Source organism: Allochromatium warmingii (genome assembly GCF_900107145.1).
Lineage (GTDB): Bacteria > Pseudomonadota > Gammaproteobacteria > Chromatiales > Chromatiaceae > Thermochromatium > Thermochromatium warmingii.
In genome coordinates, this window is record NZ_FNOW01000032.1 from 1 (window position 1) to 15,367 (window position 15,367).

At 55.3% G+C, this 15,367-nt stretch carries 18 protein-coding genes and 1 tRNA gene; 7 read left to right on the forward strand and 12 right to left on the reverse strand.

Annotated elements, in window-relative coordinates; genetic code table 11:
* A partial coding sequence (locus BLW10_RS09830) for an ISAs1 family transposase (RefSeq protein WP_143117047.1) occupies positions 1-623 on the reverse strand: 623 nt, incomplete at its 3' end.
* Between the two features lie 256 nt (positions 624-879).
* Between BLW10_RS09830 and BLW10_RS09835 the strand changes: the two genes are divergently transcribed.
* Positions 880-2,229 carry a hemolysin family protein gene (locus tag BLW10_RS09835; protein WP_091334339.1) on the forward strand — a complete coding sequence of 450 codons (1,350 nt, stop codon included), beginning with the start codon at positions 880-882 and terminating at the stop codon, positions 2,227-2,229.
* Positions 2,222-3,529: a hemolysin family protein gene (locus tag BLW10_RS09840; RefSeq protein ID WP_091334341.1), complete on the forward strand. Its 1,308-nt coding sequence runs from the start codon at positions 2,222-2,224 to the stop codon at positions 3,527-3,529. The genes BLW10_RS09835 and BLW10_RS09840 overlap by 8 nt, the downstream gene beginning before the upstream one ends.
* A 145-nt stretch (positions 3,530-3,674) precedes the next feature.
* Here the strand turns inward: BLW10_RS09840 and ubiV are convergent, their stop codons facing one another.
* The 7 genes from ubiV to BLW10_RS09875 all read right to left on the reverse strand — a co-directional run bounded on the left by ubiV (position 3,675) and on the right by BLW10_RS09875 (position 8,646).
* Positions 3,675-4,589: a ubiquinone anaerobic biosynthesis protein UbiV gene (gene ubiV, locus BLW10_RS09845; RefSeq protein WP_091334342.1), complete on the reverse strand. Its 915-nt coding sequence runs from the start codon at positions 4,587-4,589 to the stop codon at positions 3,675-3,677.
* 168 nt (positions 4,590-4,757) lie between these two features.
* Positions 4,758-5,753: a ubiquinone anaerobic biosynthesis protein UbiU gene (gene ubiU, locus BLW10_RS09850; protein WP_091334344.1), complete on the reverse strand. Its 996-nt coding sequence runs from the start codon at positions 5,751-5,753 to the stop codon at positions 4,758-4,760.
* A 22-nt stretch (positions 5,754-5,775) separates the two neighbouring features.
* Positions 5,776-6,750 (reverse strand): tRNA modification radical SAM protein MnmL/YtqA, encoded by a 975-nt coding sequence (mnmL, locus tag BLW10_RS09855; RefSeq protein WP_091334345.1) that lies wholly within the window; start codon positions 6,748-6,750, stop codon positions 5,776-5,778.
* A gap of 483 nt (positions 6,751-7,233) precedes the next feature.
* Positions 7,234-7,307, reverse strand: a tRNA-Gln gene (locus tag BLW10_RS09860).
* A gap of 27 nt (positions 7,308-7,334) precedes the next feature.
* Entirely contained in the window at positions 7,335-7,724 is a 390-nt protein-coding gene (gene rpsI, locus BLW10_RS09865) for a 30S ribosomal protein S9 (protein ID WP_091334347.1), read from the reverse strand.
* 11 nt (positions 7,725-7,735) lie between these two features.
* Positions 7,736-8,173, reverse strand: coding sequence for a 50S ribosomal protein L13 (gene rplM / locus BLW10_RS09870; protein ID WP_091334348.1), 438 nt, complete (start codon positions 8,171-8,173; stop codon positions 7,736-7,738).
* A 158-nt stretch (positions 8,174-8,331) separates the two neighbouring features.
* Positions 8,332-8,646 carry a (2Fe-2S) ferredoxin domain-containing protein gene (locus BLW10_RS09875; RefSeq protein WP_091334350.1) on the reverse strand — a complete coding sequence of 105 codons (315 nt, stop codon included), beginning with the start codon at positions 8,644-8,646 and terminating at the stop codon, positions 8,332-8,334.
* A 144-nt stretch (positions 8,647-8,790) separates the two neighbouring features.
* On the opposite strand from BLW10_RS09875, the gene BLW10_RS09880 reads away from it, so the two are divergent.
* Positions 8,791-10,044 carry a (Fe-S)-binding protein gene (locus BLW10_RS09880; protein WP_091334352.1) on the forward strand — a complete coding sequence of 418 codons (1,254 nt, stop codon included), beginning with the start codon at positions 8,791-8,793 and terminating at the stop codon, positions 10,042-10,044.
* A 17-nt stretch (positions 10,045-10,061) separates the two neighbouring features.
* The gene (coq7, locus tag BLW10_RS09885; RefSeq protein ID WP_091334353.1) at positions 10,062-10,724 is read left to right on the forward strand and encodes a 2-polyprenyl-3-methyl-6-methoxy-1,4-benzoquinone monooxygenase; all 663 of its coding nucleotides are present in this window, start codon (positions 10,062-10,064) and stop codon (positions 10,722-10,724) included.
* 33 nt (positions 10,725-10,757) lie between these two features.
* Here the strand turns inward: coq7 and BLW10_RS09890 are convergent, their stop codons facing one another.
* Positions 10,758-11,177 carry an OsmC family protein gene (locus BLW10_RS09890; RefSeq protein WP_091334355.1) on the reverse strand — a complete coding sequence of 140 codons (420 nt, stop codon included), beginning with the start codon at positions 11,175-11,177 and terminating at the stop codon, positions 10,758-10,760.
* Positions 11,178-11,269: 92 nt separating this feature from the next.
* Between BLW10_RS09890 and BLW10_RS09895 the strand changes: the two genes are divergently transcribed.
* Entirely contained in the window at positions 11,270-11,896 is a 627-nt protein-coding gene (locus tag BLW10_RS09895) for a hypothetical protein (protein ID WP_091334356.1), read from the forward strand.
* A 60-nt stretch (positions 11,897-11,956) separates the two neighbouring features.
* A complete protein-coding gene (crp, locus tag BLW10_RS09900) occupies positions 11,957-12,613 on the forward strand; it encodes a cAMP-activated global transcriptional regulator CRP (protein WP_091334358.1) in 657 nt (218 codons plus the stop codon).
* A 142-nt stretch (positions 12,614-12,755) separates the two neighbouring features.
* Here the strand turns inward: crp and BLW10_RS09905 are convergent, their stop codons facing one another.
* The 3 genes from BLW10_RS09905 to BLW10_RS09915 are packed head-to-tail and all read right to left on the reverse strand — an operon-like array spanning position 12,756 to position 14,631.
* Complete coding sequence (locus tag BLW10_RS09905; protein ID WP_091334359.1) at positions 12,756-13,628, reverse strand: peptidylprolyl isomerase; 873 nt, start codon at positions 13,626-13,628, stop codon at positions 12,756-12,758.
* Positions 13,629-13,650: 22 nt separating this feature from the next.
* Positions 13,651-13,950: a YciI family protein gene (locus BLW10_RS09910; protein WP_091334360.1), complete on the reverse strand. Its 300-nt coding sequence runs from the start codon at positions 13,948-13,950 to the stop codon at positions 13,651-13,653.
* Complete coding sequence (locus BLW10_RS09915; RefSeq protein WP_091334362.1) at positions 13,951-14,631, reverse strand: inner membrane-spanning protein YciB; 681 nt, start codon at positions 14,629-14,631, stop codon at positions 13,951-13,953. It abuts the gene before it with no gap.
* Positions 14,632-14,830: 199 nt separating this feature from the next.
* Between BLW10_RS09915 and BLW10_RS09920 the strand changes: the two genes are divergently transcribed.
* Positions 14,831-15,367, forward strand: a complete 537-nt coding sequence (locus BLW10_RS09920; protein WP_091334363.1) for a TRAP transporter small permease subunit — start codon at positions 14,831-14,833, stop codon at positions 15,365-15,367.

The following is a 15,367-nucleotide window of genomic DNA, read 5'->3' on the forward strand; positions in this document are numbered from 1 at the left end:
GTCACTTCCGCATGCAGCGTCGGATGGTTATCTTTCAACGCTAGGACGTAGTCAGCTCCGCCCGCCACGAGGGTGCGGGCAATCGCTTTTTGACAACCCATGGCATCTAGGCTCACGGTCGCCCCGTGTAGATCCAGCAGCCCGAGGAGATCCGGAATCGCTGTGATTTCATTGGTTTTCTCTCCGACCGTTTGCTGGGCCAACACCCAACGGGCACGGCTCGCGAAGGCGCTGATGAGGTGCACGCCCGGCGTTGCCCCATCGCGACTGCCACGCAACGTCTTGCCGTCCACACACACCTGCTCACCGGATAACCCAGCCAAGGCCGCCGTCGCCCAGGCCTGGAACGCCTCGGCAAAGGTGTCCGGGTTGAGTCGACCGATCACATCGCTCAAGGTGTCGTGCGAGGGAATTCCGTTGGCAAGCGTCAGAAAGGTGCGCAACCACGCTTCCTTCTCCTTGCCAAAGGTTTCCATGCCCACCCAGTCCTCGATGCCACTGAGGACGGCACACAGCACAATCATCAGAATGTCGTGCAGGGAGTGCAACTTGTTACGCGTTTCGCGACGTGGATCGGCAAGATCAGCAAAGTACGGACGGGGATCTAACAATTTCGGTGACATCGGCGGCTCAGGCGTCGAGACAAAAGGTACTTGGCTACCTGCTCAACTGATGATTGTCAATACTCTGATAGCGCGATCGCCCTGGCTAACCGGCCCCCCACGCTTTCGCCCCGACAAGCCCCTGCGTTAAACTGCGACGTTCTTGTTATCCACTCAGGACTGACATTTTCCCAATGGCCTCCGAAGACTCGGACGACCCAGACAGTTTTAACACCTGCCTTGATGCCCACTGCTGGCACGCTGGAGAAAACCGGCGATGATCGTGACCACCACTCTGATCATCGTCTTGCTGATCCTCGTCAACGCCCTCTATGTTGCTGCCGAATTTGCCCTAGTTGGCGCACGCGCAACCCGCGTTGAACAACTCGCCCTTGACGGCCATCGCCTCGCCATCGGTGTGCTGCCGATCCTGCGTGACACCAAACGCCTCGATCACTATATCGCCGCCTGTCAAATCGGCATCACGCTTTCGAGCCTCGTGCTTGGCGCATTCGGTCAGGCGACCGTCGGCCTCGCGCTCGGCACGCTGCTCGATGCCCATACCGAACTTGAGTCCCTCAGCGCCCACGCGCTCGCCGCGCTCATCACGCTGGTGTTGTTGACCGTGACGCAAGTCGTGCTCGGCGAACTAATCCCCAAAACCATCGCCCTGCAGTATCCGGTCGGCACGGCGCTTTATACCTATTGGCCGCTGCGCTGGTCGTTGACGCTGTTTGCGCCCTTTATTTGCCTACTCAACGGCAGTGCCGCGCAGATTTTGCGCCGACTGGGTGTAAGCGCCGAATCCAGTCATCGCCATGTTCACGCACCCGAAGAAATTGACCTGCTGATCCGCGAAAGCCGCGCCGGTGGCTTGCTCGAAGATAAAGAGAGCGAACGCCTGCGCGAAGCCCTGCAACTCGGGCGGCATCGCGTGCGTCAGCTCATGGTGCCGCGTCGCCGCATCGTCAGCCTCGACCTTAGTGCGCCACTGGATGATCTGCTAGAACGGCTCGACGCCAGCCCTTACACGCGGCTGCTGGTTCATGAAGGCGGACTCGATGACCCGATTGGCTATCTCCATCTCAAAGATGTTGCCATTGCCATCGCTGCCGGTAGCCGACTGGAAGATTTGCGGGCGCTAGTGCGCCCACTGCTGACGCTGCCCAGCAGCCTGACCATCGACCGCGCCCTCGGCCAGATGCGTGAGCGCCGCGCTCGCATTGCTATTTTGGTCGATGAATATGGCGATCTTGAAGGCTTGCTGAGTCTGGAGGACATCATCCGCGAACTGCTTGGCGAACTGTCCGATGAATTCAAATCCAATCCAGTGCTCAAACCGACGCGCCTGTCTGACGGGCGCTGGCGACTGCCCGGACGCCTGCCGCTTGACGAAGTGCTCGACTGGGCGGCTAACGAAGGTCTCGATCACTGGGAGCACTGGGAGCGCGGCGAAGCGGAAACACTGGCCGGCTGGCTGCTCGAACAGCTCGACGCCATCCCCGAAGGGCGCTGCTCACTGCGTCAGGATGATCTGACATTCGAGATCGAGCGGCTGGACGGTGCGGCGATTGAATCGGTACTCATCGACCGCCTGCCGTCGCCGACGAGGACACGTTATGCTTGAATTTGTCTGGATGCTGCTGGTGATTGTGGTGCTGGTGGCGCTCAACGGGCTGTTTGTCGCAGCGGAATTTTCCATGATCGGCGCACCGCGTGCGGCACTGGCTGCCCGCGCCGAGGGCGGTGATCGTGTGGCGCGACGCCTGCTGCGCACACTCGACGATCCGGCACAACTCGACCGCGCTGTAGCGACCGCGCAACTGGGCATCACCTTTGCCAGTCTCGGGCTGGGCATGTATGGCGAGCACAGTTTGGCGCTGTATGTTGAACAGGGTCTGCTGCTGGCGGGGATGGCAGCTAGTGATGCGCTGCTCACGGCACACGGCGTGGCCTCGGTGCTGGCGATTGCCGCGATCACCTATCTGCATATCGTGCTCGGCGAGATGATCCCGAAGGCGCTGGCGCTCAACGACGCGCTGCGCGTGGCGCTCTGGGTGCTGCCGAGTTTGCGCGTGATCGGCGTCTTGCTCTATCCGTTGACGCGGGCGCTCAATCTGCTGGGCAATTTTTTACTGCGGCGCGTTGGCATCGAACGCGGACGCAGTGCGCAACATTATCTCGCTCCGGCAGAACTCGAATCCATTGCCCGCGAAAGTCAAGCTGTGGGGCTAATGAGCGAAGAAAGTGGGCGCATCTTCCGCGAACTGGCCGACTTCAGCGCGATTACCGCAGTCGAGGCGATGGTACCTCGGGTGCGCACCCACGGTATTCCGTGTGACGCCAGCGATGCGCGATTGCGCGAGATCGTGCAACGCTACCGCCACACGCGCTATCCGGTCTATCAAGATGACCTCGATCACATCGTCGGCACGGTGCATATTAAAGATGTCTTGCGCTTATTCCCGGAGCGGCGCGGAATGCAGCCCAATGTCGTGCGCGAAACAGCCTATGTACCGGAAACTGCGACGCTGGATGATGTTTTAAGCGCAATTGAACGCACCCATAATCAAATGATTGTGGTGATGGATGAACACGGCGGCACGGCGGGTATTTTAACGATTGAAGATATTTGTGCCGAAGCAGTCGGGGATATTGAAGAGGGTGCAGATGATGTGCCGGATATTATTCCCGCTGGGCCGGATCGTTATATTGTGCAGGGTGCCGTGCGACTCGACACCCTCGGCGATATTACTGGCGTGGAATTAGAGAATCCCGAAGTCGATACGGTCTCGGGTTTAATTCTCAGCGAATTAGGCCGACCGCCGCGTTTGCGGGATCGGGTGTATTGGTCAGGGCTGGAATTTGAGGTTGTTGGTTTAATCGGGCGCGGTGTGCGGCAGGCGATTGTCACGCGGCGCGAGTGATGGAGAGTTGTCAGCTATCAGCTTCTAGCCGACAGCTTTAATAGAAGTCACAAAGCGGGAGCTTTGTGACTAGAAAATAGTAAAGCCGCTGAATGCGCGGAAATACGCAGAAAATCGCACGGGACGCGAGCTAATATAATTGCCGCTAACCCGGCAACCCAACGCGATAACCCGACTGCCCCGTCCAATACCCATCACATAAACCGGATGGTGCCCACTCGCGTAAACGTGCGGTGCCTTCCACCGCATCAAGCTCCTCATTGAGACAGGAGGCAAAGGTGCGCACAACTTCAGCCGTATGCTGTGATTGCGGGCTGATGCGCAATATATCTACGCCCAGCGCCCGCACTTCATCTAACGCCGAGAGTAATGTATGGGTGCTTGCCGATTGGGTTTGAATACCATTCAGGCTCAAAAATTCCTGGCCTTCCTGCGTTGTCACGGTTAGCCCATCGGGATAATCACCGCAGCAAAATTCACAGTTATCTTTGCCTAGCCCTCGGTTATAAGCCGTAAAACAGCGTGCTGAATAGGCCAGCGGCAGCCGACCAAAGGCAAATACCTCGCACTCGACGCCTTCGGGACGTTGCTGTAATAAATCCGCTGCGGTCGCTCGCCCTAATTCGACCGGCATTACCCATCGTTTGAGACCGCGTGCCGCCAAAAAAGCCAGCGTGCGCTGATTATAAAGATTGATCGAATGCCCAGCGACAAAGGAACGACCCTCTAAAAAATCCAGCGCAGCTAAATCACCAGCTTCGATCATAAACCGCTGGTCAGCACAAATCCGCTTGAGAGTTTTTAATTCGCCATCGGATTCAATCAGCGCCAGCGTTGAAATCACCGCTTGTTTGCCCGCAGCAATGACGCGCTCGGCTAATTCCCAATAATCCTCGGGTTTAAGCTGACGGCGTTTAGAACAAATCGTCTCGCCAAGATAAATGACATCGACCGGCGTTTCGAGTAGCTCGGCATAAAAATCAAAGACCTGTTCACGCGGCCAGAGATAGAGAATCGGGCCGAGTGACAGACGCGGAGCGGAATGATTCAAATCGGACATGAGGGGTTAAAGGGCGTCGGTTGAAAAGTGTGATTGATTGAACTGCGAAGATTTGATTGAACCGCAAAGCACGCAAAGAACACAAAATTTAAATAAGCTTAAATTAACTTAACTTAAATTTTAATATTCTTTGTGTTCTTTGCGTGCTTTGCGGTTCAAAAAAAGCAATTAATGCCAAGTACGCTCGTAAGGGCCAATCGTTGTTTGCGCCCCTTCTGAGACCTGCGCCAGAATTTGATTCCAGCTTTCTTTTGGGCGGAATGCCTGCGGATTGCGTTTGCAGCTATCAATTGCTTCGCGCCAGACTTTTGCTACCTGAGTGACATAGCGCGTGCTACGTTGGCGACCTTCAATTTTAATTGCGCTGACACCAGCAGCTAAAATATCCGGCAAAATATCGAGCGTATTGAGACTGGTCGGCTCTTCAATGGCGTGGCGCAATTCACCTTCAACGCGATAACGCCCTTTGCAAATCGTCGGATAGCCCGCCGCTTCACCATGCGCCCGCCGTTCGAGCAGCACCCCACCGAGGCGCGTTTCCTGACCCTGTGCGGTGTCGCGCCATTCAACATGCGATGCCGGTGAGCACGCGCCAAAGGTGTTCGGTGATTGGCCGCTGGCATAGGACGACAGCAGGCAGCGCCCCTCAACCATCACGCACAGGCTGCCGAAGCCGAAAATCTCGACCGGCACCGTGGTCTCTGCAATCAGATGCGCGACCTGTGGCAACGAGAGCACCCGTGGCACCACCACGCGCTTGATCCCGAAATGACGTTGCATAAAACCAATCGCTGCCGGATTAGTCGCCGATCCCTGCACCGATAGATGCAAATTCACGTTCGGATGACGTTCAGCAGCATAATCGAGTACGCCCATATCGGCGAGGATAATGGCATCAACGCCGAAGCCCGCAGCGCGATCCACTGCCGCCGTCCAGCGTTCCCAGCCATTCGGTTGAGCATAGGTGTTGATGGCCACGAACACCTTGACGCGCCGATCATGGGCGTATTTCACGCCTTCGGCGATCTGCTTATCATTGAAATTGAGGCCAGCAAAATGACGGGCATTGGTATCGTCACGAAAACCGATATACACAGCATCGGCACCATGATCGACAGCCGCCTTGAGCATCGGCAGATTGCCGGCGGGACAGACAAGCTCCATGAGATTTAAATTCCCCCGTGGGTCAAGCAGTATTGACGAGTCGATAGGTCGCTAGGGTGTCGGCGCGGTCGCCTTGACGGGTGCCGCGTTGGAATAATTCAGCTTCGATGGCATTGAGCACCGCCCATTTGCGGCTGCACCAATCGGGCGCGAGCAAGATGTCACGCGAGGCCGTTCCGGTCAGCCGATGATAGATCACGCTGGCCGGTGTGCGTTCGACCAGATCAGCACAGAGATGCACATACGCATCGAGTTCCAGTGGCGTGTAGGTACCGCGTCGCCAGTCGAGCGCCAGCCGTGTCTGACGCACCACATGCAGTGGATGGATTTTCAGCCCTTCAACGCCGACTTCAAGCACGCGGTCGAGTGTGGTCAGGGTTTCGGCAGCGCCTTCGCCCGGCAAGCCGACGATGAGATGCGCACAGACTGGAATGCCGCGTCGATGCGCCGCAGTGACGGCGGTGCGGTATTCCGCAAAACCATGACCGCGATTGACGCGCTCTAGGGTCGCATCATTGGCCGACTGCAAGCCGAGTTCTAACCAGACCTCTTTGCCGCGTGCGCGATAGCTGGCCAGCAGATCGAGCACCGCATCGGGCACGCAGTCGGGTCGGGTGCCGACCGATAGCCCGACGACATCAGGATGCTGAAGCGCACTATCATAGCGGTCGCGCAGGACGGCGATTTCATCGTAGGTGTTGGTGTAGGTCTGAAAATAGGCCATGAAGCGCCGCGCTCCGGTGCGCTTGGCCAGCACACTGCGTCCGGCGTCGAGTTGCGGGTCGATTTCCGGCGAACGTCCGGCGTTCGGGCCGAAGGAAACGTTATTGCAAAAGGTGCAGCCGCCATGTCCTTTGGTGCCGTCGCGGTTCGGACAGGTAAAACCAGCGTTGAGCGCGAGTTTATGCACCCGCTGACCGTAACGCTTCAACAGATATTGACCGAAGGTGTTGACGCGCTCGCTCAGGGCGCGATGGGGAGCGGACGGGGAAGGCATGGGAGCTGGGGCTTTAACCGAGCGGCGGCGATCAGCGTTCGATCCGGGTCAGTGAGTATAGTGACAAAGGGGAAGGGCTGCCAGCGGTCAGCATCCAGCGGGCAATACTGGTAGTGACGTTAGACGCATGCACTGATGGATTTTCGTTAACACCTGTTAACGCGAACGTGTTTGGTCACACATGGCCCCATCCGGCAAAGTCTGTACCATGCACAGACGCAAAACGGTCTAATGGATGCTTTGAGTTTTACACCAGCAGCAAGTCGTGCTGGAAACCCGATGCTCAAACGTGTTAAAGACCGATGCGCTTGGTTATCGAGCATCTGGAAACATGCGCCAGCTACTGAAGGGTGTCAAGTGTTTTTCATGTTAACAAAACGGTATAATTTAGTAGATTTTGTTAACAAATTTATCACTATCTGATAGTTCAGAACAAAACAAAAAAGCCTAGCTTCACAGCTAGGCTTTTTTGTTTTTTATGTTTGGCTGGGGAACTAGGATTCGAACCTAGATTGACGGAGTCAGAGTCCGCTGTCCTGCCGTTAGACGATTCCCCAGAAAAACGATCTCGCAGCGATAAAAAATTAACGCTTGGAGTACTGCGGACGCTTACGCGCCTTGTGCAGACCGACTTTCTTCCGTTCGACTTCGCGGGCATCGCGAGTCAGGAATCCAGCACGGCGCATCGGGCTACGCAGTTCTTCATTATATTCAACCAGCGCCCGAGCGATGCCATGACGGATCGCACCGGCTTGTCCGGTGTTACCACCACCGCGCACCGTGATTTTGACATCGACGCGATCCGCTAACCCAGCAGTTTGGAGCGGCTGACGCACGACCATGCGGGCGGTCTCACGACCAAAATATTCATCCAGCGGACGGTTGTTGACGGTAATGTTGCCCGATCCCAGCGACAGGAACACCCGTGCGGCGGAGGTCTTGCGACGACCAGTGGCGAGTTGTGTCTCCGACATGCGTCTGATTCCTAAACGTTGAGTTCGAGAACTTGCGGCTGTTGTGCCTGATGTTCATGATGCGGGCCAGCATAGACGCGCAGCTTTTTGAACATAGCGCGACCGAGCGGGCCACGCGGCAACATGCCCTTAACGGCGATCTGAATCGCCCGCTCTGGGGTCGTCTGTAACAGCTTTTCTAAATTGGTTTCTTTCAGATTACCGACATACCCGGTATGACGGTAATACATCTTGTCTTGCAGCTTGTTACCAGTCACGCGGATCTTTTCGGCATTGACGACTACCATATAGTCGCCTGTATCCACATGTGGGGTATATTGCGGTTTGTGTTTGCCACGCAGGCGGCGCGCTAACTCGCTGGCCAGACGTCCGAGGGTTTTGCCTTCGGCATCTACTAAATACCAAGCGCGGCGAACCTCGGCGGGCTTGGCGCTAACAGTCGTCGTCATGTTCCATCGCTCCGGGAGGGCCGCGCACGGTAATCAGCGCGCAGGCCGTGTAATCGTTTGTCCGCTACGGGAAAGACCGCGAATCATACGCGAGCCGCTGCCGCCGTGCAAGCCTCGATTCGCGTCATCGGGTCAATCCATCTAAAATCAATCTGGAATCAATCCGGCAAGCGCAGGCGCTCGACGACACGCCCAGCTTGCAGATGTTCGCTTAAAATCTCGTCAAGATCCTGTTCGTTGGCGTAGGTGTACCAAATCGCATCGGGATAAATCACCAGCGTTGGCCCAGCAACACAGCGCCCGAGACAGCCAGCCGTGTTGACGCGCACGCCATCGGCACCCGCTAACCCAACATCTTTAGCACGGCGCTTGAGATAGTCGCGCATGTGCGAGGCGTTCGATTGGGCGCAGCATTGACGGCCATCTTCGCGCCGATTGGTGCAGAAGAAAATGTGGTGACTGTAGTGCGCCATGAATCGACCTCGAAACGTCGGGAAGCGGGAGCGGAAAGTGATGGAACTGTTGTCGTTTCGTCAGCTTGACGGTGATTAGGGTACCATGCGCTCGCGGTGCGATCACCGCCCGCCCTCTTGCTTTCTCACTGTCACGAGTCCGCTTTGAACACTCAGGTTACGCCGTCGCCGTTGCCTTTCGCGCCGCGACCTTCGCCCCAGACGCTGCTACAGCTTGCCGATCAATGCGTGAAATGCGGCTATTGTTTGCCGCACTGTCCGACCTATGCGACCACACGTACTGAGGCTGATTCGCCACGCGGCCGCATCGCGTTGATTCAAGGCTGGTTGACGGGTCAATTAGCCATGACGCCACAGTTGGCCGCGCATCTCGACCGCTGCTTACTCTGTCGGGCGTGCGAGGCGGCCTGTCCGTCGCTGGTGGCCTATGGTGAATTGATGGACGGAGCGCGGGCGCAACGGATGCACGCAGCTTCAGTCTGGCAGCGTATTGGGATGCAGGGCACAGTACGGGCGCTGTCCAATGCGCGACTGATGAATGCGCTGGGACGGTTGGCGCGGGTGTTGGAGGCGAGCGGTTTAGCGCGTTATCTTGGCGCGATTCCACACGTTCGCACCCTCACCGCAGCACTGCGGCTGTTGCGTTCATTGGCGATCACAGCGCGTACTATCATCCCCGCGCCACCGACGACGAACGCATCGGAACACACGGATCTCGATCTCTTCCTCGGCTGCTCGGGCGCGAGTGCGCAGGGCGGTGCGCTGGCGGCAACAGTTGCGCTCTGTGAACGACTCGGACAGCGCGTGCATCTTGCTCCCGAAGCGGTGTGCTGTGGCGCGATGCAGCGACATAACGGCTTTCCCGAAGCGGCGGATCGCGCCCGCGACCAGTGTGCGCAGGTACACGGCGGTCGCCCGCTGGTCGGCGTGTCCAGTGCCTGCGTCGCCGAATTGCGCCAACATCCCGAACTCACGGCCACGGCTGAGGTCTGTGACTACCTCGACCGCCTGCCCTGGCCGGACACGCTACACCTGCAACCACTTGCACAGCGCGTGCTGGTGCATGAACCCTGTTCACATCGACGACTACTCGGCGGCAATGCGGCGGTGTATCGGCTGCTGGCGCGGATTCCGGCGCTCACGGTCGCACCGCTGCCGGACAATGCGCAGTGTTGCGGCGCGGCTGGTACCTATTTATTGCAACAGCCGGAACAAGCCGCCGCGTTGCTCGATGCGAAATTACACCATCTGCGCAGCTTGAAGCCGGATGTGATCGTGACCACCAATCCGGGCTGTGCGCTGCATCTACTCGCCGGCGTGCGCGAATCGGGTTTAATGATCGACGTGTGTCATCCAGTCGAGCTGCTGGCCCGCCAGCTTCCGTCTCCATCTATTTGATTATTTGAGGGATTTTGATGATTAACCGCCAACATTCCGCTCATCGCCGCTACAGCCCGCTCGATCACCTGCTCATCAACACCGATCAGGCGCTACGCACCGTGTTTGGTCGTCCGCGTCTCACCGAGCGCACCAATCCAGCGGCGACCGTATCCGAACCCGAACTACGCGACGATCAGCGCCGCCATGTCGCCCGACTGATGCGCATCAATCACACGGGCGAAGTCTGCGCTCAGGCGCTCTATCAAGGGCAGGCGCTCACCGCCAAGCTGCCCGAAACGCGCCAGCGGCTCGAACGCTCGGCGAAGGAAGAAAATGACCATCTCGCGTGGTGCGAAGAGCGGCTCGAAGAACTCGGCGACCGCAAAAGCCTGCTCAATCCGCTCTGGTATGCCGGTTCTTTTGCGCTGGGCGCGGTTGCTGGGCTGGCTGGGGATAAATGGAGTTTGGGATTTGTTGTCGAGACCGAGCGCCAAGTTGAAGATCATCTCGATGAGCATTTAGCGCAAATTCCGGCACAGGACGCAAAAAGCCGAGCGATTCTCGAACAGATGAAAGCCGATGAAATTCATCATGCACAGGTCGCTAAATCAGCAGGCGGCGCGGATTTGCCCGCCCCGATTCGGCACCTGATGCAATTGACTTCACGGATTATGACCCGTACTGCCTACTGGATTTAATTACCGCATCCTATTCACGGCAGCGAATCTCTATCAGGGCGCGGCGCGAATTTCAAAATCATGCGTTATGGTTGCCGTCGCGCTGAGCATAATCGACGCCGAGCAATATTTTTCCGCGCTCAAACGAATTGCCTGTGCAACGCGCTTCGGATCCAGATCGCGTCCGGTGACAATAAAATGCACATGAATAGCCGTAAAGATTTTTGGATCTTGTTCAGCGCGTTCAGCGGCTAATTCAACCACGCAATCCGTAACCTGCTGACGCCCCTTACGTAAAATTAACAGCACATCAAATTGCGTACAGCCGCCCAACCCCAGCAACAACATTTCCATCGGTCGCACCCCAACATTGCGCCCGCCGAGTTCCGCTGGCCCATCCATCACCACGCCATGCCCTGAGCCGGATTCGCCCAGCATCGCAACCCCATCAATCCACTTCACCCGTGCTTTCATCAGTGACCTCGCTTTACAGAGCGTGTTACAAGCAAATCAATCGTGATGGCTGTATACTCGAAATGCGGTAAAAAGCAAGTCTAGGCCCAACTATGTCTTATCGTGATTTTGATTTACGCACAGTTAAACAACAACTGGGCGTTCACATCCGTGAGCGTCAAGGTGTTTTTGCCGCCGTTCCAGCCGTCGCTATCCGTCCAGCCTTTGCCGAACTGCTGGCTGAAACCGTCCCCTTAGCACGCGGGATCAATACCGAAAAAGCGCGTTCTGAACTGATTATTGCCCCAATGCTCGTTGAATTGCGCAAACAGCTCCAGCATCGCATCAGCTTATTTTCTGGGATTGAATTTAATGTTGATAAACAACACGGTTTAAACGGATTTTGCGATTTTATTATTAGTGCCTCACCACAACAGCTCATGCTTAATGCGCCGGTAATTGTGATTGTTGAAGCTAAAAATGAAAATATCATTAGCGGACTTGGTCAATGTATTGCTGAAATGGTCGCTGCTCACTGTTTCAACAGCACAGAACAGACGCCTATCAAAACGCTGTATGGTGTTGTAACAACAGGAACAGCATGGAAATTTCTAACGCTCGAACACACAACAGTTGTGATTGATCTGGATGAATATATGATTGACCAACCGGGCAAGGTTTTGGGAATCTTGCACCACATGCTTGCCGCTTTAGTCGCTCCAAATGTTGCATCATGCTGATTGCATGTGCTCGCATTGCAGCACCACCGCTGTCCGTCTATTTTATGATTAGGTCGCGCCATGACGATTCAGACACTATCTAAGGACGAACCCCGATGGTTGAAACCATTTTTAGCCCAATGCCATACCAAACATTATGAAAAGCATATTGATTTTATCCGTCAAGGTCAGGCGGCTGAAAGTCTCTATTATTTAATTGACGGTTCGGTTGCGGCGCTGATGTTCGATGAAGAAGAACGGCATGAATTGATGCTCGCCTATATTAACAAAGGCGAATTTATCGGCGAAATGGGATTATTTGTGCCGCAGAATGCGCGAAGTGTGATTGTGCGCACCCGCACCAAATGTACAGTTGCTGAGGTGAGTTATCAACGACTCGACCGGCTGTTAGAGGATGAACTCGCTGATGTCGCTAAAGATTTTCTCTACAGTCTCGGTGCGCAACTGTCCGTGCGCTTACAAACAACGAGCCGCAAAGTCGGGCATTTGGCATTTCTTGATGTGACTGGACGGATTGCCGGCACGCTGCTCGATTTATGTAAACAACCGGATGCCATGACTCATCCAGACGGAATGCAAATTCGCATCACGCGCCAAGAGCTTGGCCGTATTGTCGGCTGCTCGCGGGAAATGGCCGGGCGTGTACTCAGAACATTGGAAGAACAGGGATTAGTTGGGGTGAAGGGTAAGACAATTGTGGTGTATGGGGCGCGGTGAATACCTGAAATAACAATGCGAAAAAGCGACAAAGTCAATTTTATGCGGTACAGATAATGCAAATAGAATGCTAGTTAAGAAAGCGATGGATTTAGCACTAAAACCCATCGCTGCCTACAGTAGCAATTGCTAGATGCAATCTTTACTTTTTTTCCGCTCCATCTTTCGCAGCATCCGCTTCCGATTGCATCCGCACCACTGATTCATTCAAATCAACTTTCGCGTTATTGCGCATATTGGTTAGCTTTTCGCCAAGCTTTTGCCGCTTAACGAGTGCGGTTAATTGCGGTTTAGCCGCTTCAAATGACGGCGGTTCAGCTTTGCGTGTCTCTTGCAATTCGATAATATGCCAACCGAATTGCGTATGCACCGGCTCTTTCGTATAGCTACCCGGTTCCAATTTCGTCACTGCTTCCGCAAAGGGTGCGACCATTTGCGCCGGATCGAACCAACCTAAATCACCGCCATCTTTACCAGTTGGGCCTTCCGAATGCTTTTTCGCTAATTCTTCAAACTTCGCGCCCTTATCAAGCTGTTTAATCAGCTTTTTCGCTTGCTCTTCGTCTTTGAGCAAAATATGACGAGCTTTGTATTCGGTGCGAACGGCTTGTTTTTTGATACGTTCATACGCTTCTTTTAATTCTTTCTCGGTGGTTTCGATGTCGTTAGCCATTGCTGATAAGCCAGCATTCGACATGACTTTTAACCGCGCTAATTCCATCGCCGCAACTACGCTGCGCTCATCGCTGAGTTTACGGCGATCCCCTTCTTGGGAAGCGACGATCAAATTCATAAACTCATCAAAAATTTGCTGTTGTGCTGCTTGATCGGCATTGCCTTGAATACTTTGCAGCCGCTCCATTAAAAAGACGCGGAAGACATCAAGCCGATAGGGTGTGCCATTGACGGTCGCAATCAGCGTCTCAGGTGAATTGACTTCCGGTGCATCTTCAGCGAATACACTACCGCTGATCAGCAGCGCACAGAATAGCCATGACACGGACATCTTTTTCATAGACTTGCAATCCTGTAACAATTTAAGGGAGAACGTGTTTGAATGGTTTGACACTGACTGCGCAATAAACGCCCGCTTCCTGATAGGGGTCAGCCGCCGCCCACGCTTCCGCCGCTGCGAGATCAGCAAACTCCGCTACAATCAGCGAGCCGCTAAATCCAGCCGCGCCCGGATCGGGACTATCAATCGCCGGATGTGGGCCAGCTAATAGCAACCGTCCGGCATCGCGCAGGGCTTCCAGCCGCGCTAAATGTGCCGGCCGCGCTTGCTGGCGGGCGGCGAGGCTGTTGGGATGATCGACCGCAAGAATGGCGTAGAGCATTTAATCTGTCTCCAGAGCATGCGCCGCCGGATCGTCTTTGACATGACGGGCCAAATACACCGTCTGCGCGATCACAAAGGCGAGTGTCAGCCCCATCATACCGAAGAGCTTGAAATCAACCCAAATCGACTCGCGGGCGTGCGCCGTGTTGCACAATTCTAAGGTCGCACCCTGATAGCGCGTGGCGCAGGCGGATAGATCCACGCCCGCTGCGCCGGTCGCGGCAAGCAGCGCCTGATGTGCGTCATAAAAACCACTGCCGATATAGACGACGAACAGATTGGCGAAGCCAAGCGCAATAAAAAAGCCGCTCCAGAGTGCATTCAGTCGTCGCCAGATCGGTGGCGGTAACACAACAGCTTGTCCCATCATGCGTTCGATCAGTGGACGCGCACCGATCCAGTGACTGCCGATAAAAACCGCCGCAAAGAGCCAATTAACGAGCGTGGGTTTCCACATTACAAAGATCGGATCGTGGAGCGCGATGGTCAACCCACCGAACACGATTAACAGCGCCAGCGTCGCTAACGGCAGAGTCTCAACGCGCCGCTGTCGGATCCACATCCAGGCAACCTGTGCGGCTGTTGCGCCAATCGCTACGGCGGTCGCCCAGTAAATGCCAGCGAATTTATACGCAACGAAAAACAGCAGAATCGGCAGAAAATCGATGACGAGTTTCATCAAAAAAACCTAAAGCACAGCTCGCAATGAACAGATAAGCTGACCAGCATACGGCCTGAAGGTGGGCGCGGTAAAGTCGCACCCGCCGCTGCGACGCGGTACCTGATGCGGCAGGCGCAGCGTTTTGCCGCTCACGCGGTGCTTACTGCACGACTGTCTATGATCCTATTTCGCCCCTGATGTTGGAGTTTTTCAGCCTATGGCGTTATTACTCAGTTTTTCTCGGTTGATTGATCGACTTAATTGCAGCATCGGTCATTTCACCCGCTGGTTAGTGCTCGGCAGTGTGCTTTTGAGTGCGCTGTCTGCCACACTGCGTTATATGCTCGATTGGGGGTCTAACGCCATGATCGAGGGGCAGTGGTTTATGTTTGGCTTGATCTTTTTATTTTATGCACCGCTGACGCTACAAGAGCGCGGGCATGTGCGGGTTGATATTCTCTATAATCGGTTATCACCACGCGCACAGGTGCTGGTTGAAATGCTTGGCGCTTTGCTATTTTTATTGCCAGTTTCGCTATTAATTGTGATCAATGCTTGGGATTATTTTCTGATTGCATTTCATCAAAATGAAGCCTCAGTTAATCCAGGTGGGCTAATTTGGTGGCCGATGAAGTTAGCGATTCCGCTCGGCTTCGGATTGCTCGCGCTACAAGGCGTGGCTGAATTGATTAAAGGTGCAGCCGCCTTGACCGGTCATTTACCGCTGCCGCAAGCCACTAACGGAGCGCACTAA